This window comes from Paenibacillus sp. FSL R7-0302 (assembly GCF_038006885.1).
Lineage (GTDB): Bacteria > Bacillota > Bacilli > Paenibacillales > Paenibacillaceae > Paenibacillus_AQ.
This window is the reverse complement of sequence record NZ_JBBOWB010000001.1, coordinates 4,635,218-4,660,419: the sequence shown is the minus strand read 5'-3', so window position 1 is coordinate 4,660,419 and position 25,202 is coordinate 4,635,218. Positions and strand designations below refer to the sequence as shown.

19 protein-coding genes are annotated in these 25,202 nt (G+C 55.0%); 17 read left to right on the top strand and 2 right to left on the bottom strand.

Annotated elements, in window-relative coordinates; genetic code table 11:
• Positions 1 to 35 precede the first annotated feature (35 nt).
• The 3 genes from MKY96_RS20115 (at position 36) to mgrA (ending at position 2,679) form a co-directional block, all read left to right on the top strand.
• Complete coding sequence (locus MKY96_RS20115) at positions 36 to 806, top strand: HAD family hydrolase (RefSeq protein WP_340942707.1); 771 nt, start codon at positions 36 to 38, stop codon at positions 804 to 806.
• 40 nt (positions 807 to 846) lie between these two features.
• Positions 847 to 1,587 (top strand): NAD-dependent protein deacylase, encoded by a 741-nt coding sequence (locus MKY96_RS20110; protein WP_340942704.1) that lies wholly within the window; start codon positions 847 to 849, stop codon positions 1,585 to 1,587.
• 93 nt (positions 1,588 to 1,680) lie between these two features.
• Positions 1,681 to 2,679, top strand: coding sequence for an L-glyceraldehyde 3-phosphate reductase (mgrA, locus tag MKY96_RS20105; RefSeq protein ID WP_340944657.1), 999 nt, complete (start codon positions 1,681 to 1,683; stop codon positions 2,677 to 2,679).
• Positions 2,680 to 2,775: 96 nt separating this feature from the next.
• On the opposite strand, the gene MKY96_RS20100 is transcribed toward mgrA, so the two are convergent.
• Entirely contained in the window at positions 2,776 to 3,633 is an 858-nt protein-coding gene (locus MKY96_RS20100; protein ID WP_340942703.1) for an AraC family transcriptional regulator, read from the bottom strand.
• A gap of 235 nt (positions 3,634 to 3,868) precedes the next feature.
• Between MKY96_RS20100 and MKY96_RS20095 the strand changes: the two genes are divergently transcribed.
• The 14 genes from MKY96_RS20095 (at position 3,869) to pulA (ending at position 23,486) form a co-directional block, all read left to right on the top strand.
• Positions 3,869 to 5,047 (top strand): galactokinase, encoded by a 1,179-nt coding sequence (locus MKY96_RS20095; protein WP_340942702.1) that lies wholly within the window; start codon positions 3,869 to 3,871, stop codon positions 5,045 to 5,047.
• A 1-nt stretch (position 5,048) separates the two neighbouring features.
• Positions 5,049 to 6,035 carry a UDP-glucose 4-epimerase GalE gene (gene galE, locus MKY96_RS20090; RefSeq protein ID WP_340942699.1) on the top strand — a complete coding sequence of 329 codons (987 nt, stop codon included), beginning with the start codon at positions 5,049 to 5,051 and terminating at the stop codon, positions 6,033 to 6,035.
• A gap of 81 nt (positions 6,036 to 6,116) precedes the next feature.
• A complete protein-coding gene (locus MKY96_RS20085) occupies positions 6,117 to 7,700 on the top strand; it encodes a UDP-glucose--hexose-1-phosphate uridylyltransferase (protein WP_340942698.1) in 1,584 nt (527 codons plus the stop codon).
• Between the two features lie 426 nt (positions 7,701 to 8,126).
• On the top strand, positions 8,127 to 9,290 hold the full coding sequence (locus MKY96_RS20080; RefSeq protein WP_340942696.1) for an iron-containing alcohol dehydrogenase: 1,164 nt from the start codon (positions 8,127 to 8,129) through the stop codon (positions 9,288 to 9,290).
• Positions 9,291 to 9,469: 179 nt separating this feature from the next.
• Positions 9,470 to 10,006, top strand: coding sequence for a protease (locus tag MKY96_RS20075; protein WP_340942694.1), 537 nt, complete (start codon positions 9,470 to 9,472; stop codon positions 10,004 to 10,006).
• Complete coding sequence (locus MKY96_RS20070; protein ID WP_340944655.1) at positions 10,006 to 11,592, top strand: flotillin family protein; 1,587 nt, start codon at positions 10,006 to 10,008, stop codon at positions 11,590 to 11,592. Before MKY96_RS20075 ends, MKY96_RS20070 begins: the two co-directional genes overlap by 1 nt.
• 116 nt (positions 11,593 to 11,708) lie before the next feature.
• Positions 11,709 to 12,416 carry an ABC transporter ATP-binding protein gene (locus tag MKY96_RS20065; protein WP_076082681.1) on the top strand — a complete coding sequence of 236 codons (708 nt, stop codon included), beginning with the start codon at positions 11,709 to 11,711 and terminating at the stop codon, positions 12,414 to 12,416.
• The gene (locus MKY96_RS20060) at positions 12,409 to 14,028 is read left to right on the top strand and encodes a hypothetical protein (protein WP_340942692.1); all 1,620 of its coding nucleotides are present in this window, start codon (positions 12,409 to 12,411) and stop codon (positions 14,026 to 14,028) included. Before MKY96_RS20065 ends, MKY96_RS20060 begins: the two co-directional genes overlap by 8 nt.
• Before the next feature lie 147 nt (positions 14,029 to 14,175).
• Positions 14,176 to 15,039: a glucose PTS transporter transcription antiterminator GlcT gene (glcT, locus tag MKY96_RS20055; RefSeq protein ID WP_340942691.1), complete on the top strand. Its 864-nt coding sequence runs from the start codon at positions 14,176 to 14,178 to the stop codon at positions 15,037 to 15,039.
• 239 nt (positions 15,040 to 15,278) lie between these two features.
• The gene (gene ptsG / locus MKY96_RS20050; RefSeq protein ID WP_340942689.1) at positions 15,279 to 17,336 is read left to right on the top strand and encodes a glucose-specific PTS transporter subunit IIBC; all 2,058 of its coding nucleotides are present in this window, start codon (positions 15,279 to 15,281) and stop codon (positions 17,334 to 17,336) included.
• Positions 17,337 to 17,436: 100 nt separating this feature from the next.
• The gene (locus MKY96_RS20045) at positions 17,437 to 17,712 is read left to right on the top strand and encodes an HPr family phosphocarrier protein (RefSeq protein WP_036696683.1); all 276 of its coding nucleotides are present in this window, start codon (positions 17,437 to 17,439) and stop codon (positions 17,710 to 17,712) included.
• Positions 17,705 to 19,417 carry a phosphoenolpyruvate--protein phosphotransferase gene (ptsP, locus tag MKY96_RS20040; protein WP_340942687.1) on the top strand — a complete coding sequence of 571 codons (1,713 nt, stop codon included), beginning with the start codon at positions 17,705 to 17,707 and terminating at the stop codon, positions 19,415 to 19,417. Before MKY96_RS20045 ends, ptsP begins: the two co-directional genes overlap by 8 nt.
• Positions 19,418 to 19,541: 124 nt before the next feature.
• A complete protein-coding gene (locus MKY96_RS20035) occupies positions 19,542 to 20,819 on the top strand; it encodes an MFS transporter (RefSeq protein WP_340942685.1) in 1,278 nt (425 codons plus the stop codon).
• Positions 20,820 to 21,086: 267 nt separating this feature from the next.
• The gene (gene pulA / locus MKY96_RS20030) at positions 21,087 to 23,486 is read left to right on the top strand and encodes a type I pullulanase (protein ID WP_340942684.1); all 2,400 of its coding nucleotides are present in this window, start codon (positions 21,087 to 21,089) and stop codon (positions 23,484 to 23,486) included.
• A gap of 100 nt (positions 23,487 to 23,586) precedes the next feature.
• Here pulA and MKY96_RS20025 read toward each other — a convergent pair whose 3' ends face one another.
• A complete protein-coding gene (locus MKY96_RS20025) occupies positions 23,587 to 25,191 on the bottom strand; it encodes a sensor domain-containing diguanylate cyclase (protein ID WP_340942683.1) in 1,605 nt (534 codons plus the stop codon).
• Between the last annotated feature and the right edge of the window lie 11 nt (positions 25,192 to 25,202).

The following is a 25,202-nucleotide window of genomic DNA, read 5'->3' as shown; positions in this document are numbered from 1 at the left end:
TGAAGTAATATAACTTATGCGGAAGGAGCGCTGGAATGCCTGTATTGCACATCAATGAACTCTCTGTTCCCGTAAGCGGCCTCCTGTTCGATAAGGACGGCACGCTGCTTGATCTCCTGGCCACCTGGGGCAGCTGGGCTGAGCTGGTGCTTGAGGGGCTGGGCAGCCAGCTGACTTTAATAGGCAGCAGACCTGTAACGGGAGCAGATTTGGCCCCGGTGCTGGGGACGACGCATGATGCTTCCGGACGAATTACCGGTTATGATCCTGCCGGTCCGCTCTCCATGGCAACGGCTGAGGAATCCACCGGGATTCTGGCCTGGCAGCTCTATACAGCGGGTGTCCCCTGGAATGAAGCGGTGACGCGAGTGAATGCCATCTCCAAGGAGGCCATGAATGAGCTTCGCCGCCGCCCTACGGTTGTGCCCATGCCGGGATTATTGCCATTCCTGGAGCAGTGTGCTGCCGCCTCCCTGAAGCTTGGCGTTGTGACCTCCGACAATCTGTCCACCACCCGCGAGCATCTGGAATGGCTGGGCATCTCCGGGTACTTCGGGGCGGTGGTTACCCGCGACCGGGTAAAGTACGGCAAGCCTGCACCGGAGATGGCCGAGAAGGCCTGCCGGGAGCTGGAGCTGCGGCCTGAAGAGACGGTTATCATAGGTGACAGCAATGCGGATATGCAGCTGGGCCGGGGGGCGGGGCTGCGTCTTGCGGTCGCGATCTCCCCGGACGGAAATACAGACCATCTGCTGGATGCGGATATTGTGGTAACCGGCTATCCGGCGCTCCGCTTAACGATCTGAATTCATTACGATTTACGTACAGAGAGGACAGGTGTAGATTATGGAACAATTACAGCTACTGGCTTCCTGGATACAAGACAGCAACAATATTGTGTTTTTCGGCGGTGCCGGAACATCGACAGAGAGCGGCATCCCGGACTTCCGTTCGGCAGCCGGTCTGTACCAGACCCAGCACAACTCTCCCTATCCGCCTGAGGTGATGCTCAGCCGCAGCTTTTTTATGTCCTCGCCGGACATTTTTTTTGATTTCTACCGCAGCAAGATGATTCATCCCGGAGCGAAGCCGAACGGGGCCCACCGGCTGCTTGCGGAGCTGGAGGATAGCGGCAGGCTGAAGGCGGTCATTACGCAAAATATCGACGGACTTCATCAGATTGCCGGAAGCCGCCGGGTTCTGGAGCTGCACGGCTCTATCCACCGCAATTACTGCATGGGCTGCCAGCGCTATTACGGCCTGGAGGAATGGCTGGAGCAGGAAGGCTCTGTGCCGCGCTGCGAGGACTGCGGGGGGATCATCAAGCCGAATGTGGTGCTCTATGAGGAAGCACTCGATCATGAGGTGCTTGTTGAGGCCGTGGATGCCATTGCAGCGGCGGATCTGCTGATCATCGGCGGTACCTCGCTTACCGTTCATCCTGCCGCAAGCCTGGTCACTTACTTCAGGGGGCGGCATACTGTACTGATTAACGGCGAGCCTACCCCGTATGATGATCAGGCAGACCTGATTATTACAGAACGGATCGGAGATGTGCTGGGCAGAGTGCAGGGACTGCTGGGCTAACGCCCAGTCTTTTTTATTGAACAAGATTACTAATGACGCCGTGAGTTTATAGAAGGGTATTCACACATGAGATACGAGAGGCAGGGATATAACATGGTATATGTGGCTAGTGATGAACGGTATGAAGGAATGCGTTACAACCGCACCGGCAGGTCAGGTCTCAAGCTTCCGGCCATCTCACTGGGCCTGTGGCATAATTTTGGCGGCATTGATGCTTATGAGAACGGACGTGAGATGATTACCCGCGCCTTTGATCTCGGGATTACCCACTTCGACCTGGCGAATAACTACGGGCCTCCGGCCGGATCGGCGGAGGAGCTGTTCGGCAAGGTGCTGGCCCGGGATCTCGCGCCGTACCGTGACGAGCTGGTAATCTCCACCAAGGCGGGATATACGATGTGGCCCGGCCCTTACGGGGACTGGGGTTCACGTAAATATATCCTGTCGAGTCTGGACCAGAGCCTGAAGCGGCTGGGGCTGGACTATGTGGATATCTTCTACTCCCACCGTCCGGACCCGGACACGCCTATGGAAGAAACGATGGGAGCGCTGGATCATGCTGTACGCTCAGGCAAGGCACTGTACATCGGCTTGTCCAACTATACGGCAGAGCAGACGCAGCAGGCTATTGCGATCCTGAAGGAGCTGGGCACCCCGCTGCTGATTCATCAGCCAAGGTATTCCATGCTGGACCGCTGGATTGAAGGCGGGCTTCAGGATGTACTGGAGGAGCATGGGGTGGGCAGCATCGCCTTCACTCCGCTGGCGCAGGGCCTGCTGACGAATAAATATCTGAACGGCATCCCCGAAGATTCCCGGGCAGCCGGACCTTCGGCTGCGCTGAATGAGAGCCGGATTACGCCGGAGGTGCTGCGCAGAATCCACGCGCTGAACCAGATGGCCGTAGCGCGCGGCCAGAGTCTGGCCCAGTTCGCCCTGCTCTGGACGCTGCGCGGCGGCCGGATCACCTCGGCGCTGATCGGCGCCAGCCGGGTCAGCCAGATCGAGGAGAATATCGCCGCGCTGTCCCACAGTGACTTCACGCAGGAGGAGCTGGACCGGATCGAAACGATCCTTAAGACAGAGGAGTGAAGCCTAAGAGTTGCCATAAGGTCCGGCTTCCATAGATAACCATGCAAGCAGCCCGCTTCCTGTTCAGGAGACGGGCTGTTGCTCTAGGCGATAGGGCTATTTCTCTCCAGGGTTCACCGTGGCCTGGCGGTAAGCGGAGGGGGATTGGCGGTAGAAGCGCTTGAACTGCCGGGAGAAATACAGGGCATCAGTCAGTCCGACCGATGCCGCAACCTGCTCCACGGACAGCTCGGGACGTTCACGCAGCAGCTGGCGGGATTTCTCTACCCGCAGCTTGAGCAGGTAAGTGACCGGAGAGAGCCCCGTCTCCTGCTTGAAGATACGGGAGAGATAAGCGCGGTTATATCCCAGAGAGCCGCACATCTGTTCAATTGAGACCGGATGGGCATACTGGGAAGCCATGTAGTGAATCATCTGCTTCACCGTCCGCTTGATCTGTGATTCCGCACCCGGCAGCCGGGAGGATGAGACCAGCAGCTCCGCTGCCTCCCCTGCAATGAGGTACAGATATCCCAGAGAGGTCAGGGCGGCGCTCTCCTTATTGGCATAGAAGGCGGACATCATCCCGGCAAGCGCTCCGGGAATGACACTGCCGCCTGCGGTAGACAGCACCGGGGCTAGGGGAGCGAAGCCCGCCTGCTGCGCAAGCTGCCCGGCGTCAGCGCCGGTGAAGGCCGCCCAGCGGTAACGCCAGGGCTGCTGCTGATCCGAAATGTAGCTGACCAGCTGGCCCGGATGGATCAGGAAGCAGTCTCCTGCTCCCAGCTCATACGTGTGCTCCTCTGTCCGGAAGATCCCGGCGCCTGATTCAATATAATGGAGCAGATAGTAATCGTAGATCTTGGGACCCGCCTGATGCAGCGGGAGGGTCTGGCTCTCTCCCGCAAAGAGTACATGCAGCAGCTGCTTATCGTAATATACAGGATTTGATCCTACTGAATAGGTATGTTGCACTGCAAGCCGCCCTTCTTGAAGAGAACGCTCCTATAGCTAAGTGTATAAGGAGCGCCCGTTCACTTTTCTTCTTACTGAGTATAGTCTCTTCAGAGACGAAAGTCACATTTGTCCATATATTGCACACATGATTGCATTATCAGGGCAAGTCTGATTTTATTATAATGTAAGCATGAAGGACGCAAGCTATAATCCACAGTCCCAGCACAAGCAGCGAAAGGATGGAGTGTCAATAATGAGCATACAGGAACTTAACAGTACATTTATCAAGAAGTACGGGGAGAGCGGGGAAGCCGCGCGGGTATTCTACGCACCGGGCCGCGTGAATCTGATCGGAGAGCATCTGGACTACAACGGAGGTTATGTTTTCCCGGCCGCCCTGGATTTCGGAACCACCCTGATCGTGCGCCCGCGTACAGACGGCAAGGTTCAATTCGCATCCACGAATTTCCCTTATGAAGCTTCCATCGACTTCCGCGACATCGGCGCAGCCAAGACCGGCGAATGGGTGGACTACCCGGTCGGCGTAATGGTGGAGCTGGCTAAGAAGGGTCACCCGGTATCCGGGGGCTACGATCTTTTGTTCCATGGTGAGATTCCTAACGGCTCGGGCTTGTCCTCTTCCGCTTCGATTGAGGTTGTGACCGGCTATGCCTTCCTGACGCTGCTTGGCGGTGACACAGATACGGTGGAGATTGCACTGTTGTCCCAGCGTGCGGAGAACCAGTATGTCGGCGTGAATTCCGGGATCATGGACCAGTTCGCAGTAGCCAACGGCAAGCGCGACCATGCCATCCTGCTGATGTGCGATACGCTGGAGTACAGCCTGGTCCCATTCGTGACGGGCAGCTATAAGCTGGTCATCGGCAACACGAACAAGAAGCGCGGTCTGGTGGACTCGAAGTATAATGAGCGCCGCAGCCAATGTGAAGAGGCACTCGCTATTCTGAAGCAGGAGGTTCCATCCCTGTCCTATCTGGCTGAGATGAAGCCTGAGCAGTTCGAGCTTCACCAGGATAAAATCGCTGACGAGACCGTCAGACGCCGGGCCCGCCATGTGGTGGAGGAGAATCAGCGTGTGCTTGACTCGGTGGAGGTGCTGAAGAACAATGATCTGAAGCAATTCGGACTCTATATGAATGACTCGCACGTATCCCTGCGCGATCTGTATGAAGTCAGCTGCGAGGAGCTGGACGTTATGGTAGAAGAAGCGCAGCGCATTCCTGGCACACTGGGCTCACGGATGACCGGCGCAGGATTCGGGGGATGTACGGTATCTCTGGTGCACGAGGATGATGTGCAACGTTTCATAACAGAAGTTGGAGAAGCTTACAAGAACAGAACCGGCCTGACCGGCGAATTCTATGTATGCGGCATCGGCAACGGCGTGGAAGAATTGAAAGGAGTGAAATAAGATGGCGATTCTGGTAACGGGCGGCGCAGGATACATCGGTTCACACACAGTAGCAGAGCTGCTGGACCGCGGTGAAGAGGTTGTGGTGATTGACAATCTGCTGACAGGGCACCGGGAGGCGCTGCTGGGCGGCAAGCTGTACGAGGGCGACCTGCGCGACAAGGCGCTGCTGGCGAAGCTGTTCTCCGAGAATGAGATCGAAGCGGTGATTCACTTCGCAGCCAGCTCCCTGGTGGGCGAGAGCATGAAGGACCCGGTTAAATACTACGACAACAATGTGTACGGAACGCAGTGTCTTCTAGAAGCCATGCAGCATGCCGGTGTGGATAAAATCGTCTTCTCCTCCACAGCCGCCACCTACGGCGAACCGGAAAAGGTACCTATCGAAGAGACCGACCGCACCGAGCCTGCGAATGTCTACGGCGAGACCAAGCTGACCATGGAACGCATGATGGCCTGGTTCGACAAAGTGCTCGGCATCAAATACGTAGCGCTTCGCTACTTCAATGCCGCAGGCGCACACGCCAGCGGCAAGATCGGCGAAGACCACCGTCCGGAGAGCCATCTGATTCCGCTGGTGCTCCAGGCTGCGCTGAAGCAGCGCGAGAATATCGCAGTGTTCGGGGAAGACTATCCGACAGAGGACGGAACCTGCGTACGCGACTACATCCATGTCAGCGATCTGGCGGATGCGCATGTCCGTGCAGTCACTTATCTGCGCAGCGGCAGTGCAAGCAATATCTTCAACCTTGGCAACGGCCTGGGCTTCTCAGTGAAGCAGGTCATTGAGACTGCGAAGAAGGTTACCGGCCTGGACATTCCGGTTGTGGTTCAGGAACGCCGCGCCGGAGATCCGGCAGTGCTCGTCGCTTCCTCTGACAAAGCCCGCAAGGTTCTGGGCTGGGACCCGCAGCATGCCGACTTGGAAGGCATCATTCAGAGCGCCTGGAGCTGGCACTCTGCCAATCCGCAAGGGTACGGGGAGTAAGCAGCAATTCTGCTTGTTGCCCGAAGGTGAAATAGACAGAATGCAAAGCGCCGCATAAGGCACCATAGAAGGAGAAATGAAATGCAGAACGATAATAGTACGGCTTCTGCCGCTGAGAAGGCGCTGTATGCGATTGAACAGCTGGTTCTGTTTGCCGGACATACGGGACTTATCCAGCCAGCAGATGTGGATTACAGCCGCAATGAACTTCTGGACCAGTTCGGCTTCAGCGAGCCGTATCCCGGCGAGTTCACTGAAGGTCCGCTGGGCAGTCCGCAGGCCCCGCTGGACCAGCTGATTGATTACGGGTTCAGTCTCGGGCTGATCCCGGAGAATACCGATACGTACCGCGACCTGCTGGAGGCGAAGATTATGGGCCTTCTGATGGCCCGCCCGTCTGAGGTCAATGCGGAGTTCGCCGCGATCCAGGCGGCACAGGGCATTCAGGCGGCAACGGACCGCTTTTATAAGCTGAGCATTGATTCCAACTATATCCGTATGGACCGTGTAGCGAAGAATGTGTATTGGCTTCAGGAGTCGCCGTACGGGGATATTGAGATGACGATCAACCTCTCCAAGCCGGAGAAAAGTCCGAAGGAAATCGCCATGGCCCGGCTGCTTCCGCCTCCGGTCTATCCGAAGTGCCAGCTCTGCCGCGAGAATGTCGGCTATGCCGGCCGGGTCAATCACCCGCCGCGTCAGAACCTGCGCGTGATCCCGCTCCCGATGAACAACGAGAAGTGGTTCTTCCAGTACTCGCCGTATGTCTACTATAACGAGCATTGCATCGTGTTCCACCACGATCATGTGCCGATGAAGCTGACGAAGGATACGCTGAAGCGTCTGCTTAGCTTCGTGGAAGCCTTCCCGCATTATTTCATCGGCTCGAATGCCGATCTGCCGATTGTCGGCGGCTCGATTCTGACGCATGACCACTTCCAGGGCGGACGGCATACGTTCCCGATCCAGAAGGCACCCAAAGAGGATACCTTCACGCATGCCTCGTATCCCGGTGTCAGCTTAAGTACTGTGAAGTGGCCGATGTCCGTGCTGCGGATGCATGCGGAAGATCCGGCGGTGCTGCTGGAGGCAGGCAACCATATCTACGAGTCCTGGAAAAGGTATAGCGATCCGGCCGCCGAAGTGCTGGCGTTCAGTGAAGAGGACGGAGAGAGCGTTCCGCACAACACTGTTACCCCTATCGTGCGCCGGGCAGAGGACGGCGGCTACGAGATGGATCTGGTGCTGCGCAACAACCGGACCAGCGAAGAATATCCCGAAGGGATCTTCCACCCGCACCGGGAGATGCACCATATCAAGAAGGAGAACATCGGCCTGATTGAGGTGATGGGCCTGGCGATTCTGCCGGGACGGCTCAAGGAAGAGCTTGACGCCATCGCTGGCATACTGGCGGGCGATACTGCGCTTCTCGGAGCTGTCCAGAGCGAGGGCAAGGATCATCCGCTGGCGCTGCATGCTTCCTGGATTGTAGAGCTGGTAAGCCGCTTCAGTACCTCCCTGAACCGCGAAGAAGCGGTGAAGGCCGTGCAGAATGAGGTGGGTACGAAGTTCACCCACATTCTGGAGCATGCCGGAGTCTACAAACGCACGCCGGAAGGGCAGGCGGCCTTCCGCCGGTTCCTGAACAGCAGTGGTTTTAACTGAGAGCATACTTACTTAATTTAATGATCGCAAAATTTACTGTCCCTGCCGGATTCGGCGGGGGCATTTTTTATCATTGGGAAATGATGATATTCGCCTCTATTGTGGATTAATTACTGCTGCCTGCGGATGAAACGGACTGAGAAGACGTTATATCCCTCAGAAACTAATAAATGAGGATGTAACGGACTGAGAAGCGCTTATCTTGTTCATTTGAGCGTAATATGACGGATATCAGGACGCTTAGCGGAATCTCAGTCCGTTTATCCTGTCATCTGATCAGATTTGCCAACATAACGGAATCTCAGTCCAACTTACGGGTAGAGGAGTAAAGTATGCCTGTCTCTGTCCGGGCCATTTGAATGCGCCAAGCCGGAGGACTATAATAGACAGTGCTTCACATTCACATACTCATGGAGGTTTACCCATATGCGCAAGTTTGAATTTTATAACCCGACCAAGCTTATTTTCGGACAGGGAACATTGCAGGCACTCCGTACCGAGGTGCCGAAATACGGTAAGAACGTACTGCTGATGTACGGCGGCGGCAGCATCAAGCGCAGCGGCCTGTACGATAACGTCATCGCTGAGCTGGCTGTGGTTGGTGCCGTAGTTACCGAGCTTGCCGGAGTGGAGCCGAATCCGCGTCTCTCAACGGTACATAAAGGTGTAGCGTTGTGCCGTGAGAATCAGATTGACCTGATTCTTGCCGTCGGCGGCGGCAGTGTGCTCGATTGTGCCAAGGCGGTGGCCGTCGGAGCGAAATATGAAGGGGATATGTGGGACTTCGTAGAACGCAAGGCTGCACCTCAAGGTGCGCTTCCGCTGGGAACTGTGCTGACGATGGCAGCTACCGGCTCCGAAATGAACAACGGCTCGGTGATCACCAACGAAGTGACCCAGGAGAAAATGGGCTGGGGCAGCATCCATGCCTATCCGGCCTTCTCAATCCTTGACCCGGAGAACACCTTCTCTCTGCCGCGCGACCAGACGGTGTACGGTATGGTGGACATCATGTCCCATACGCTGGAGCATTATTTCCATACTGACAGCAATACGCCTTTACAGGACGGATTCTTGGAGACTCTGCTTCGTACGGTCATTGAGACGGCGCCGAAGCTGATTGAGGATCTGAACAACTACGAGCTGCGCGAGACCATTATGTACTGCGGGACGATGGCGCTGAACGGAATGGTCAGCATGGGCTTTGCCGGTGACTGGGCAACGCACAACATTGAGCATGCCGTATCCGCTGTGTATGATATTCCCCACGGCGGCGGCCTGGCGATTCTCTTCCCGCAGTGGATGAGATATAACCTCAGCACGAATCCTGCCCGCTTCCGCCAACTGGCTGTGAATGTGTTCGGCATTGACCCTGCCGGCAAGACCGATGAACAGACCGGCCTCGAAGGCATTGACGCGCTCCGCCGCTTCTGGGATTCCATTGGCGCTCCGAAGACGCTTGGCGATTACGATATCGACGACAGCGAAATCGGCAGTATGGCCGATAAGGCGGTCCGCTTCGGTCCGTTCGGCAACTTCCGCAAGCTGGAGCGTCAGGACGTAGTTGAAATTTATAAGCTGGCTTTGTAAGTTAGCCATCGTCATTACAGCCGCTTCCCATCTACGGGGGGCGGCTTCTTTGGTCTGTTAATTTTAACGCTTCCGGCATACATTAATGAGAGCAATACCCAACTTTGTGAAACCAAGGGCATGGCAGTTGCGTTTATACTAGTATGACAGTCCGGAAGTAATGACGGGAGGAGACTAACATGCAAACGCTGTATTTGGGCTGTTTGGCGCTGGGTATTCTTTTTGCTGTAGTCAGTGTAGTGGTAGGCGACCTGATTGGGAGCGCTCTGGACGGGATTTTTGACATCGTATCCTTTGATTTCCTGAATCCTACCCTATTGGCAGGAGGGATCACTGTATTCGGTGGAGCAGGTATGCTGCTGGGCCGCTACAGCGGACTGGAAGATGGCGTGATTCTCGCCTTGTCCCTGCTGGTTGCGGCATTCATGGGCGTATTGATGCATTTGGTGGTAGTGAAGCCAATGAGGAACAGCGAAATGTCGAACGGCTTCTCCATGAATGAACTGCCGGGTAAGATCGGTGAGGTTACCGTCCCGGTCCCCGGCACAGGCTACGGTGAGATTATGGTGAAGTTCGGTGCAGGCAACAGCCTGCATACTGCGGCCAGCTTCGAGCAGCATGCACTGCCGGCCGGAATCAAGGTTGTAGTAGTTGAGGTACGTGAGGGTGTAGCACTTGTGTCTGAATTCGAAGAGAGAAAAGGAGTGGACTTATGATGCTAGAGAATATTCCAGAATCCCTATTTATACCTGCGATAGTAATCGCTGTACTGCTTGTCCTCGGACTCGCCTTCTGGGCGCGTTACAAGACGGTTGGCCCGGATGAAGGCATGATCGTCACCGGTTCCTTCCTGGGCAACAATCACATATCAGATGATGGCTCCGGCCGCAAAATCAAAATCGTCCGCGGCGGCGGTGCATTCATTCTGCCTGTCTTCCAGAAGGCGGAGTTCATGTCGCTGCTCTCCCATAAGCTCGATGTGACGACCCCGGAGGTCTATACGGAGCAAGGCGTGCCGGTCATTGCCGACGGGGTCGCCATCATCAAGGTAGGCAGCTCCACGGAAGATGTGGCAACGGCAGCCGAGCAGTTCATGGGCAAGCCGATTGAATCCCTGAAGAGTGAAGCGCAGGAAGTGCTGGAAGGACATCTGCGGGCGATTCTTGGTACGATGACCGTAGAAGAGGTCTACCGCAACCGGGACCGTTTCGCCCAGGAGGTTCAGGGGGTTGCTGCCCGTGACCTCAAGAAGATGGGACTTCAGATTGTCTCATTTACCATCAAGGACGTACGCGATAAGCACGGATACCTGGAAGCACTGGGTAAACCGCGGATTGCCGCAGTGAAGCGGGATGCGGAGATTGCGGAAGCGGAAGCTGTCCGTGACGCGCGGATCCAGAAGGCCAATGCCGAGGAGCAGGGGCAGAAGGCGGAGCTGCTGCGTGATACCAACATCGCCGAAGCATCGAAGGAGAACCAGCTCAAGGTCGCCGCGTTCAAACGTGATCAGGATACTGCCAAGGCGGAAGCCGATCAGGCGTACCACATTCAGGAGGCGCGTGCCAAGCAGACCGTGGTGGAAGAGCAGATGAAGGTTGAGCTGGTCCGCAAGGAACGCGAAATCGATATTCAGGCGAAGGAAATCCAGGTACGCGAGAAGCAGTATGATGCTGAAGTGAAGAAGAAAGCGGAAGCAGACCGTTATGCGGTAGAGCAGGCGGCGGAAGCCGACAAGGCCAAGCGCATGCGTGAAGCCGATGCTGTGCAGTACAGCATTGAGACTCAGGCTAAGGCAACCTCCGAGCAGAAGCGGCTGGAAGGTCAGGCGATTGCGGATGCAGAGCTGGCCAAAGGTAAAGCAGAGTCCGAAGTTATCCGTCTGCGCGGTCTGGCCGAAGCGGAAGCCAAGGAGAAGCTGGCAGAAGCCTTTCAGAAATTCGGCGAAGCGGCGGTTCTCGATATTATCGTCAAAATGCTGCCTGAGCTGGCCGGGAAGATTGCCGAGCCGCTGGCGTCTATCGACAAGCTGACTGTGGTGGATACCGGCAACGGTGAAGGAGCTGCGCGTGTCAGTAATTATGTGACCCAACTGATGTCGACAGCCCCTGAGATGCTCAAAAGCGTGTCCGGTATTGACGTCGAGGCGCTGATTAAAGGGCTGACGAAGGGCAAGTCTGAACAGAAGGATGTTGTCAGACACACAGCAGCACCCATAACCTCTGTGGTCTCAAGACCGGCCCCGGCTGCTGCTCCGGTCCCTCCGGCACAAGCGGTGGAACCTTCAGAACACCCTGAAGGATAAGAGCAGAGCAAGCCACCAAGGTATGGCAGGCAGCAGTAACGCCAGCCATACCTTTTTTGTAAGTAATCCGCGCAACAGAGATTCCTTATCTTTCACGCTGAAACGGAGGCAGAGGCATGGAGCTTATACTGGATAATATACGCAAGAGCTTTGACGGCAGAGAGGTGCTGAAGGGAATTGACTTCACCTTCGAGCAAGGCAAGATATACGGCTTGCTCGGCCGTAACGGCGCGGGGAAGACCTCGTTGTTCAACTGCCTGAGCGGGGAGATCCAAATGGACAGCGGCGGGGCTTTTCTGCGGAGAGATGAAGTGAGTCTTCCGCTGCTTGAGGAGGAGATCGGCTACGTCTTTTCCTTGCCGATTCTGCCTGACTTCCTGACCGGTTATGAGTTTGTGAAGTTCTACATGGACATCAATAAAGGGAAGATCCAAGCGGACCGGACCATCGAGGAATATTTTGATATCATCCGTTTCGAGGAGGCGGACAGGCACCGTCTGATCAAGGGCTATTCCCACGGAATGAAGAACAAAATTCAGATGCTGTGCTTTATCATCTCCCGTCCGCCGCTGATCCTGCTGGATGAGCCGTTAACCTCGTTCGATGTGGTAGTTGCGCTGGAGATCAAGAAGCTGCTGCGGGAGATGAAGCAGGATCATATCATTATTTTCTCCACTCATATTCTGCAGCTGGCCGCCGATCTCTGCGATGAGCTGGTGATTCTGAATAACGGCACGCTGCGCGAGATTCCGGCGGAGACCCTGCACAGTCCGGAATTTGAAGAGCAGATTATCGCCCTGCTGAAGGATGAGGATCATGATTAGGACGCTGAAGGCGATTCTGGAAGTGCGGGGGATGTCCGGCGCTAACCGGCTGATGTTCTATGCCCGTAAGCTCCCTGTGCTGGGCAAGCTGATCCCGGCCTCGGTCTATTCGGAAACCACGCTGAAGCGGACCTTATCTGTTATCGTGCATATCCTCAAGGTACTTATGGCCTTTGTGACGAAGTTCGCTTATCTTGGGATCATGATCTATCTGCCGGTGAAGTTCATCGGTAATGATATCGCCTTATCCCTTTCTGTTCAGTACCAGCTTTATTTGCAGATGCTGCTATGTATAAGCTTCCTTACGGCCGGGGTTTCCAGCGCGGTTATTCTGGAGCCGAAGCGGGATAAATACATATTCGTGAAGCTGATGAGGCTGCCGGCAGAGCGGTATATGCGGACCACACTGACCTTGCGCGGGATCAGCTTCCTGGTTACTTTTATGCCGGCGATGCTGGTCTTCGGGAATCTTCTCGGTGCTCCGCTGTGGCATGGGGCGGTTCTTACGCTGCTGCTGACGTTCTGGCGTACGGCTTGCGAGGCGCTGCATCTGCGGGTGTTTGACCGCTACGGCATCGTTATTGTCAAAAAAACAAGCTGGATCTGGACCGCCATCGGCGCTGGCTACCTGCTGGCCTATCTTCCGCTGCTCCCCGGATTTGCGGTAGTAGAGAGCGGAATGCTGTTCAATCTGCCTGTGGTGCTTGGCGTGCTGGTGCTGGGAGCCTTAAGTGCGGTCTATATCGCCCGTTATAAGGACTATACGAATGCCGTCGATGCCGTCACCAAAATCGATGATCCGCTGCTCGACATGAGCCGGATGATGAAAGAAGCACGGGTGAAGGATGTGGCCACCCAAGATCAGCACTACTCGGCGGAACAACAGAATCAAGGCCAGTTCGAGGGGAAAAGCGGGTACGCTTACCTGAATGCAATCTTTTTCTCACGTCACCGGCGGCTGATCACCAGTCCGATAGAGCGCAGGCTGGTCATCATTGGCTCGCTTTTTGCCGCTGCTTTGCTGACGATGCTGTTGTCCCAATCCGCTTTTACCAAACTGACTCATTATCTGATTACCGCATTGCCGACCTTCCTGATCATTATGAACTATACGTCCATTGGCGAACGCCTCTGCAAGGCGATGTTCTATAACTGTGATCTCAGCCTGCTGCGCTACGGATTCTACCGTGAACAATCGGCGATTCTAAGCAACTTCCGCATCCGGCTGCTGCGTATCAGCGTGCTTAATCTGATCCCGGCTGCCGCGATCTGTCTGGCGGTGAACGTGCTGCTGCTGCTGTCAGCGGAGAACTGGGGGGCGGGGGATGCTGCACTCTTTTGCGTGACGATTGTGGCACTGTCCCTGTTCTTCTCGGTGCATCATCTGTTCATGTACTATATCTTCCAGCCCTATAGCACGGAGCTCAATGTGAAGAATCCGTTCTTTACGATTGTGAACAGTGTGGTGCTGGGGGTAGGATTCATCGCCATGCAGTTCAAGAGTGAGCTTGGTATGTTTGCCATGATCGTAGTGCTCTCTGCTGTGGTGTATATGCTGGCTGCCCTGATTATGGTATACAGGTTCTCGGGCCGGACGTTTCGGGTGAAATGAAGGGAGCCTGCGGGCGGGTTGCGGCACACTTCTAATTTGAGATTCTTGATGTTATGATAGGAGCTTAAGGGAACGAATCACACACGTTGAACCATGTATCGTGCTGCTGGAATAGATCAGGATTCAGAAGTAAAAGAGGTGTCGCAAGTGAGCAGCATTACCGTGGGCAAGGTGCTTAATAATAACGTGATCATTGCCGAGCATCCCCAGTATGCCGAGGTTGTGGTTATCGGCAAGGGGATCGGCTTCAACCGTAAGACGCGGGACCGGATCAATCTGTCCTCGGTAGAGAAGATGTTCATCCTGCGCAGCCAGGAGGAGCAGGAGCAATACAAGCAGCTGGTGCCGCAGGTAGACGAGAAGCTGATTGAGGTGGTCCAGGAGATTGTGCTGCATATTATGCAGAGCAGCCGCCAGACGCTGAATGAGCATATCCATATTGCTCTTACCGACCATATTTCCTTTGCGATCCGCAGAAGCGAACAGCATATGGCTATTCATAATCCGTTTCTGTACGAGACCCGGGAGATTTATCCGGAGGAATACAGTCTGGCGGAATATGCGGTGGAGCGGATCAATGAGGCGATGAAGGTGTCGCTGCCGCCGGATGAGATCGGCTTCGTGGCTCTGCATATTGTCAGTGCGCTTAGCAACCGCCATATCTCCGAGGTGAAGCAGCATTCCCAGCTTATCGGGGATATGGTGGGGCTGGTGGAGGATAATCTGGAATACCGTATTCCGCGGGATTCGCTGGATTATTCAAGGCTGGTGACCCATTTGCGGTTCGTTCTGGAACGTCTGCGCCGGGGAGAGACTGTGCGCGAGACCTCGTCCCTGGATGGACTAATGAAGCGGGAGTATCCCGAGATGTACATGCTTGCCTGGAAGCTGACGAAGGTGATTGAGCAGCGGGTGCGCATTCCGGTATATCCGGCCGAGGTCAGCTATCTGACGATTCATCTGCAGCGTATCGCCCAGAAGAAGGAAGATGAGCCGGAGCTGGACCTGTAGCCGATTTTAGGGGTTGCAACTTCAAATCAATGGTGCTACAATGATCCCTGTTATGAAATACAACAGAATACCTACGTGTAACTGATACGATCAGGCATGAGTGATTTACAGTATTATGGTTGTCCAGCCCCATCTCGGGGTACTCTAACGTTAGCGTTAGCCGGGCAATCTGCGTGCTGTATTGCTCATGCCTTTTTTGGCTTCTGTTGACAGAAATTAAGGATTAGGAAGTGACCCGAATGTTTAAAAAATTATTTGGCGTTCTGCAGAGAGTCGGTAAGGCGCTTATGCTCCCTGTGGCCATTCTGCCTGCGGCGGGCCTGCTGCTTGGAATCGGGAACATGCTGGTTAACCCGGACTTCCTGCAATATGTGCCTGCATTGGAGAACCATACTGTTCAGGCGATAGCCACCGTGCTTATGAACTCCGGGCAAATCGTATTTGATAACCTCTCCCTGCTCTTTGCAGTCGGCGTAGCCATCGGGCTGGCCGGAGGAGAAGGCGTAGCCGGGCTTGCGGCGATTATCGGCTTCCTGGTGATGAACGTAACCATGGGTACGGTAGTGGGCGTCAATGCTTACGTGCTGACCTGGAAGGATTTCTCGTATTCCAGCGTGCTGGGGATTCCCACCCTGCAGACAGGGGTGTTCGGTGGTATCCTGGTCGGGATCCTGGCTGCATCCATGTACAAAAGGTTCTTCCGTATAGAATTGCCGTCGTACTTAGGCTTCTTCGCGGGTAAACGGTTCGTACCGATTATGACGGCGGTGACCTCCCTGATGCTTGGTCTTGCGCTCACGATTGTGTGGCCGCCGATCCAGCACGGTCTGAACTATGTGTCACAGAGTATGATTAATACCAACCTGACGCTGTCGGCCTTTATCTTCGGGGTCATCGAGCGTTCCCTGATTCCGTTCGGCCTGCACCATATCTTCTATTCACCGTTCTGGTATGAATTCGGAAGCTACATTGACAAGGCGGGCGATCTGGTCCGCGGCGACCAGCGGATCTTCATGCAGCAGCTCCGTGACGGTGTGGAGTTCACAGCGGGTACATTTACAACCGGTAAATATCCGTTCATGATGTTCGGTCTTCCGGCTGCAGCCCTTGCGATCTACCACGAGTCGAAGCCTGAGAACAGACGGATTGTCGGAAGCTTGATGATCTCCGCAGCGCTGACCTCGTTCCTGACGGGGATTACCGAGCCGCTGGAATTCTCCTTCCTGTTCGTGGCTCCGCTGCTGTTCGCCGTCCATGCTGTATTCGCAGGATTGTCCTTCATGACCATGCACATCCTTGATGTTAAAATCGGCATGACCTTCTCCGGCGGGTTCATCGACTATGTGCTGTTCGGCGTCATTCCTAACCGTACCGCCTGGTGGCTGGTTATCCCGGTAGGTCTGGTATTGGCCGTGATCTATTACTTCGGGTTCCGCTTCGTCATCCGTAAGTTTAACCTGAAGACTCCGGGCCGTGAGGATGATTCCGGGGATGAGGATGAAGTAAGCACGGAGAGCGTGTCCAAGACGGGCGACGATCTGCCGCGCAACATTCTGTCCGCCCTGGGCGGCAAAGAGAACATCACCCATCTGGATGCCTGCATCACGCGTCTGCGGGTCGAAGTGAAGGACAAAGCAGGCGTAGACAAGAACCGTCTGAAGAAACTGGGTGCTTCTGGTGTTCTCGAAGTGGGTAACAACGTACAAGCGATCTTCGGCACACGTTCGGACACGATCAAGTCACAGATTCAGGATGTGATGAACGGCAGAACACCGGCTGCAGCCCCTGCTGCTCCGAAGCCGGAGCTTGAACAACAGGCCGGCGAGCAGGGCGATGCTATTATCCCTGAGGATATCGTATCTCCGGTAAACGGCCAGCTGATGGATATTACAGAGGTTCCTGATGCGGTCTTCTCGCAGAAAATGACCGGTGACGGCTTCGCCTTCCTGTCCGAAGACGGCAAGATTGCTTCGCCGGTATACGGCAAGGTATTCAACGTGTTCCCTAGTAAGCATGCCATTGGCATCATGTCAGACGGCGGCAAGGAGGTCCTTGTGCATATCGGGGTCAACACCGTTAAGCTTAAGGGCCAGGGCTTCACGGTTCTGGTGGAGGAAGGCGATCTGGTAGCTGCCGGACAGCCGATTATGGAAGTGGATCTGGAGTATGTGAAGGCGAATGCACCTTCTGTCATCTCTCCGGTCATCTTCTCCAACCTGCCTGAAGGCTCCTCTGTTACGCTGAAGAAGCCCGGCAAGGTAGTTATCGGCGACAAGGATATCATCACCATTCAGTAAAATGTGCAATGGCGAAGCGCTTCCATTATAATGAAGGGGAGCGCAAGCCTTCACTATAATTCACCATCCCAAATTAACAGAAAGCGAGTTGGATTATATTATGCAAACAACTTTCAGAATTATTGACGAAGACGGAATTCACGCACGCCCGGCAACAGCGCTGGTAAATACAGCTACAAAATTTAAAGGCACTGAAGCTTTTGCAGAAGCTAAAGGCAAAAAAGTTACCCTTAAATCCATCCTGGGCGTTCTATCCCTGGGCCTTGAAGCAGGAGATACCCTGACTCTTATTACTGAAGGCAGTGAAGAAGCAGAAGCATTGAACGCGCTACAGGAGGTTATGGTTAAAGAAGGGCTGGGAGAAGTTCATGAATAAAATTTCAGGAATCGCGGCTTCCGCAGGTATTGCAGTAGCCCGTGCCTTTATCCTGGAACACCCGGACTATACCATTACCAAAACAGCGGTCAAGGATGTGGACGCTGAGCTTGCGAAGCTGAAGGATGCCCTGGACAAATCCAGAGGCGAACTTCAGACCATCAAAGAGCGTACCCTGGCTGAGCTTGGCGAGAAGAAGGCGGAGATTTTCGAATCACATCTGCTGATCCTTGATGACCCTGAGCTCATTACCCCTGTAATGGACAAAATCCGTGAGGAATCGGTAAATGCGGACTACGCACTGAATGAAGTAGCTACTCAATTCGTGGAAATGTTCCAGAACATGAAGAGCGCATACCTGCAGGAACGTGCAGCGGATATGCGTGACGTAACCAAACGTGTGCTGAACCACCTGCTTGGCATTCACTATGTGAGCCCGGCTGAGATCAGTGAAGAGGTTATTGTTATTGCACTGGATCTGACCCCATCGGATACAGCACAGCTTAACCGCAACTTCGTCAAAGGCTTCACCACCAATATCGGCGGACGGACTTCCCATTCGGCCATTATGGCCCGTTCCCTGGAGATTCCGGCGGTTGTGGGCACGAAGAACGTGATGTCCCTGGTCAAAGCAGGCGATCTGGTTATCGTGGATGGTCTGAGCGGCGATGTGCTGATCAACCCTTCGGAAGCTGAAGTGGCCGAGTATACAGCGAAGCAGGAAGCTTACAATCTTCAGATTGCGGAATGGAAAAAGCTCCGCGACGAGCCAACGGTATCTGCCGACGGCAAGCATGTAGAGCTGGCAGCCAACATCGGGACTCCGAATGATGTGACTGGCGTGATTGAGAACGGCGGCGAAGGTGTAGGTCTGTACCGCACCGAGTTCCTCTATATGGGCCGCGATAAGCTGCCTTCCGAAGAGATCCAGTATAACGCCTACAAGACAGTGCTTGAGAATATGCAAGGCAAGCCGGTAGTAGTGCGTACGCTGGATATCGGCGGAGACAAGGAGCTGCCTTATCTGGAGCTGCCGAAGGAAATGAACCCGTTCCTCGGCTACCGTGCGATCCGTCTCTGTCTGGACCGTCAGGATATCTTCCGCACCCAGCTGCGTGCCTTGCTCAGAGCAAGTGCCCACGGCGACCTGCGCATTATGTTCCCGATGATCGCTACCCTTGGTGAATTCCGTGCGGCCCGTGATCTGCTGCTGGAAGAGAAGGCCAAGCTGCGTGAAGAAGGCAAAGAAGTGTCCGACAGCATCCAGCTGGGCATCATGGTAGAGATTCCTTCGACGGCTGTACTGGCGGATCAGTTCGCCAAGGAAGTGGATTTCTTCAGTATCGGAACCAACGACCTTATCCAATATACAATGGCTGCGGACCGTATGAATGAACAGGTTGCCTACCTGTATCAGCCATACAACCCGGCAATTCTGCGACTGGTCAAAATCGTCATTGATGCTGCACACGCCGAAGGCAAGTGGACCGGGATGTGCGGAGAAATGGCGGGGGATGCCACGGCTATTCCTCTGCTGCTCGGTCTTGGTCTCGATGAATTCAGCATGAGCGCTACTTCTATCCTGCCAGCACGCAGCCAGATCTCGAAGCTGTCTGCGGCCGACATGAAGGAAATGGCTGCCCAGGCCCTGCAGCTCGGCACGGCCGAGGAAGTAGCCGCACTGGTGCAATCCCGCGTGAATTAATTCTTTACTCAAGCATTGGTTATAACTCCAACTACTTTGCGGCCTCCTTTACAGGGGGCTTTTTTTTGCGGTTATTTGAATTTCAGCAAATCTGGAACCGCCCGCCCGGGCCTTATTTTATATAATGAGTCCATTACTTTCGGAGGGTGGAACCTTTGTGCAGAGATTCAGTGCTTCACAGATTTATTTGTTTATCGTATTTATGATGTCTTTGGCGGCCAGTACTATATTTACAACCTACAGTATTTACTATGTAACGGAGCTTGGGCTGAATCCGCTCCAGCTTGTGCTGGTGGGAACCGTTGTGGAGCTCACCGTGCTTGTGTTCGAGGGAATTACCGGAGTGGTCGCTGATACCTATAGCCGCAGACTGTCCGTCATTATTGCCGTGTTCGTTCTGGGGAGTGCCTTTGTTCTGGAAGGGAGTATTGTCTGGATCATGCATCCGGCTTCCCTGTTGCCTGCCTTCGGCTGGCTGCTGATCTCCCAGATACTGTACGGGATCGGCTGGACCTTCCTGAGCGGAGCGGATACCGCATGGATCGTGGACGAGCTTGGAGAAGAACATACGGGAAGCCTCTTCATGCGCTCCAAAATATTCGGCTTAAGCGCTTCCCTGCTAGGCATCGCGGTCAGCGTAGGTTTATCCCAGGTTGCGTCTAATCTCCCTTTTCTGGCGGGCGGAGTCATCTATTTCGTCCTGGGGTTCATACTGATCCGGTACATGAAGGAGACGGGGTTCATACGCCGGGAGCGTGCGCCGCATTCCTCTGCTATCCGTGAGCTGGGCAAGACCTGGGTCAGCGGCGCGGCTATCCTGAGGCATCATCCGCTGCTCCTGCTGCTGACGGTTGTAACTTTATTCAGCGGTGCTGCGTCTGAGGGATATGATCGTCTGTGGCCAGTCTTTCTTATGAATGAAATCGGGTTCCCGGAGATTGGAGTCTCGATGGCGGCTAGCTTCGGGCTGATCAGTGCGGCGACTACTCTGCTGGGTGTGCTGGCTGTCTATATGGCCGGGAAAATCATTGATTTGCAGAAGGAACGTCAAGTAGCGGCCGCCTTGTTCCTCCTGACCTCCGTCCGTGCTGGCTGCATTATACTGGTGGCGCTTGCGCCTAATTTCTACTGGGCGATCGGGGCGGTACTGCTCCTAGGGGTGGTCGCTTCGGTCAGCGACCCGATCTATACCACCTGGCTGAACACGAAGCTGCCATCCCAGAACCGGGCTACGCTCTTGTCGATGATCAGCCAGTCCGATGCCCTGGGCCAGAGCGCAGGCGGTCCGGTTGTAGGTTATATCGGCAGCCGGATCTCTATCAGAGCTTCGCTGCTGTCGGCGGGCTTCCTGCTGGTACCTGTGATTGCGTTATACGGCAGGGTGCTGCGGAGGCGGTCATGATGTTCTGGAACTTCATTAGCTTCAATCCCCGGCGATCCCTGCCGATATAGGATATATCCGGTGACATAATTCAACCCTTAACCCAGACCTGTGAACATAGTGTTACATATTATATAATGAACCCTATGTAGCAAATCCGGCGTCATCCGCTTGCAGAGCTGTGCAAGTACAAAGTATTAGTTAAGGAGAATGTGGACATAGCTTGATAGTAATAGAATGATAGTTCTCCGGGAGTATTACGGATGAGCGTAGGGATGGTGAATAGCAATGAGCAGCAATTATATACAAGCAGAACAAGAAATCGATACCTATCAAGGCAATGACCTCGGGTTAACCTACACGGCGGAATATAGTGTATTCAAGGTCTGGGCGCCAACAGCCTTCACAGTGTCGCTCGTATTATATGCAACAGGCGGAAACGGGTTGACCCCGCAGACCGCAGATTACAAGGACAGCGGCAAAATTCTTAGTATGGAGCGCGCTGAGGGCGGAGTATGGACGATCCAGGTTCCCGGTAACCTGAAGGGGAAGTATTATATGTACCGCGCCGTATTTGCTGACGGTTCGATTAATGAAGCGGCCGATCCTTATGCAGTAGCTGTATCGGCCAATGGAACACGGACAGCCATCGTGGATTTGTCCGAGACAGACCCGGACGGCTGGGAGAGCGATGCCTCTCCGGTGCTGCCGCATCCGGCAGATGCTGTAATCTATGAGCTGCATGTCCGTGATTTCTCGGCGGACCAGAGCTCCGGTATGACGTATAAGGGGAAATTCAAGGCCTTCACCGAGACTGGCCTGCGGGATGAGGCGGGTCATCTGCTGGGCATTGATCATCTGGCCGAGCTGGGCATCACGCATGTTCATCTGCTGCCGGTGTTCGATTATCAGACGGTGGATGAGCTGGGCAAGCCAGGGGAAGAACCGGCATCCTCCATCTTCACAGACTATAACTGGGGCTACGACCCCCAGCACTATAATGTGCCGGAAGGCTCCTACAGCACAGACCCGGCTAACCCGCTAACCCGTATCCGGGAATTCAAGGAGCTGGTTCAGGCGCTGCACAGCCGCGGCATCTCGGTGATTATGGATGTGGTATACAATCATACCTATGGCTTCCAGAAGGGACCCTTCCAGCCGCTGGTGCCGGACTATTACTACCGGCATGATCAGAGCGGCCGGCTCTCTAACGGCTCGGGCGTCGGCAATGAGCTGGCTACAGAACGGCCGATGGTCCGCAAGTATATCAAGGATTCCCTGTCCTACTGGGCTAAGGAGTACCATATTGACGGGTTCCGCTTCGATCTGATGGGGCTGATGGACAGCGTGACCATGCGCGAGATTACCGAGGAGCTGCGGCTGGAGATTAATCCGGGGCTGCTGCTCTACGGTGAGCCGTGGACAGGCGGCGACTCCCCGCTTGCCGCCAAGACGCTGAAGGGCGTACAGCGCGGCAAAGGCTACGCCGTCTTCAACGACAACTTCCGTGCGGCCATCAAGGGAGACAGCGACGGCTGGGGCAAAGGCTTCGTGACCGGGGAATACGGCAAGGAAGGTGCGATCGCGTCCGGGGTGAGCGGGGCGATTCATGAATTCACCGATGCGCCTACAGAGACTGTGAACTATGTAACCGCACATGATAATCTCAACCTGTGGGACAAAATTCTGGCGACCCAAGGACTTCGCGGGGAAGCCGGGCTGCCGGAGCTTGAGGGCGGCAAGCTGCGGAGCGGCGGGGATCTAAAGGCCGCACTAGAGCAGGCGAATCCGTATGTGGGAGTAGATCCCGAGAATGTGCTGGACCATGAGACGGTACGCCGTTCGTTGCTGGCTAACGGAATCATTCTGACCTCGCAGGGGATTCCGTTCCTCCATGCCGGGGATGAGCTCCTGCGCAGCAAATACGGAGATCATAACAGCTACCGCAGCCCGGACTGTATCAATGCGATCCGGTGGGAGAACAAAAGCAAATTCCTTGCAGTATTTCAATATTACAAAGGGCTGATTGAGCTGCGCCGGACACATCCGGCCTTCCGCCTGCACGGGCGCCAGGAGATTGAGCGCAGTCTGGAGTTCCTGCGCTGTGATGGCGGAGTCGTTGCCTATAGACTGAAGGATCACGCCGGCGGAGATACATGGAATAATATCGTGGTGATCTACAATGCCAATATGGAGCCGGTCACCCAGTGTCTCCCGGAGACCTCCGGCTGCTGGAACATCGTAGTCGATCATACCCATGCCGGACCTGAGGCCTTCCGGCAGACGGAGAACGGCAGTGTAGAGGTGGCCGGACTGTCGATGATGGTACTCTATGATAAATACGGGGAGCCTGAGCCGAGATCGAAGATTGTAGAAGTTCATTATGACCGTCCGGACGGCGATTACCGGGGCTGGAATCTCTGGGTGTGGGGTACAGGCATTCAGGATGGACAACGGGACTTCCAGTATATGGAGGAAGATCATGCCGTAGCACGGATTGAAGTGCTGCCGGGGACCTCCACGATAGGCTACATCCTCCGGCTGAACGACTGGGAGGAGAAGGACGGCACTGCTGACCGCTTCATCGACTGCTCGGGCAGCGGGGAGCAGGTTATCAAGGTGACGGTTCGGGAGCGTAGTCCGGAGCATAGCACCGAACTGGCTGATCCGCTGCAGCGGACCAGCTAGAACATTAGAAGAGCTGATTAGTTCCATCTCCTTGGGGGAGGGGAGCTAATCAGCTCTTTTTGGCTAGGAGTTATATGTAGGAAGTCAGCTTCTGCCGGTGCTAGTTCCGCTGATCGCTGTACTTCTTATCCACATGCTCGCTGTACAGATTAGCCTCATTGCCGCCATGGTTCTTGGAGCGGTACATCGCAAGATCGGCGGCACGAAGCAGCTCGTTGATGCTGCTGCCGTGCTGCGGGTACAGAGCCACGCCAATGCTGGCGGAGGTGTGGAAGCTGGAGCCCTGATTGACGGACCAGGATTTGTTGAACAGCTGGAGCAGACGGTTCAGCAGCTCGTCCAGCATTTGCGGGCTGGTGAACCGGTGCAGCACCACCGCGAATTCATCTCCGCCGATCCGGAAGGCTTGGCCGGAGCCCTTCACGGTCTGCTGCAGCTCCCGGGAGAGCAGCTGCAGGAACTCATCTCCGGCCAGATGGCCGAGTGTATCATTGAGCTGCTTGAACCGGTCGCAGTCCAGCAGCGCCACGGCGATCTCCTGCCGGCGCTCCTCAGGCTGGTTGATCAGGTTCTCCATGTACATTTTGAAATGGGCACGGTTGGGAATCGCGGTCAGATGATCATAGAAGGCCAGCTTGTGCAGGCGCTCCTCATATTGCTTGCGCTGGGTAATCTCACGCGAGACCAGCATGAACTGTGCCGGGAAATTGCGGCTGCCCGCAATAGGGGTAACCTTGGTCTCCAGCCACACCCAGTGCCCTTCGGCCGAACGCATGCGCAGCTCGGATATTCTCGGTGAAGACTGCACCACGCTCTTGAGCTTGGCCCAGGAGATTTCGGCTTCACGGATATAGTTGGAGAGCGGCGCCCCTTTGCTTGGCACATAGCCCAGTGCAGCTGCATGGGAAGGCGAGGCATACAGGATCAGACCGTTCGGATCTGTCAGCACAATGAAGTCGGACATCGTCTCACCGATCAGCTGGTAGAGCGATTGCTCGTCCTGCATTTCGTTCTGCAGGGAGATCAGTCTGCGGCTGAGATAGATGATGACCATAACCAGCATGAACAGAAATACAGAGTAGACGGCGAACAGGGAGCTTTTGAGATTATTGAACTCTGTCATCACTTGGCTTGCATAGGTGTCAATCTTGTCCTCTGCCTGATTCAAGCTTTCCCGTACTTCATTCAGCTCGGTATGTATGGTAAGGGCAGAATAAGAGGCGGGATTCCAGCTCTTCTGAACCCGCTGCGAGATCAGCTCCCGGCCGTTATCCCTCCACGCGGTAAGCGTGGTTCCGAAGTGATCCAGCTCGTTCCTCAGCTCGTCCAGCAGCAGCTCGCTCTGCTTCATTCCATTGAACGGGCTCTTCACAGCATCCAGATTGTAGCGGGCGGTATTGACCCGCTGCAGCGCCTGGGCATTATTGTCCTCGAATTCCTGCGACAGCGTACTGCGCTGCGCGCTGGTCAGCGCCCCGCCGACTGTGGTCTGAAGCGCAAGGGCTGCCTGATAGAGATCGCGGTCGGCATTCAGAATGAGCTCGGAATTCTGGTAGACGTCACTGTATAGGGAGTCGGATAATTTGTTCATCGTATGATTCAGAATCAGCAGGGAGGCCACACTGATCCCAACCAGAAGAACGGTGATGGACGTGAATAATATAATCAGTCTGCGTGTACTTGTGTTTTCCGAAAAAACTGCCACTGTCATCCTCT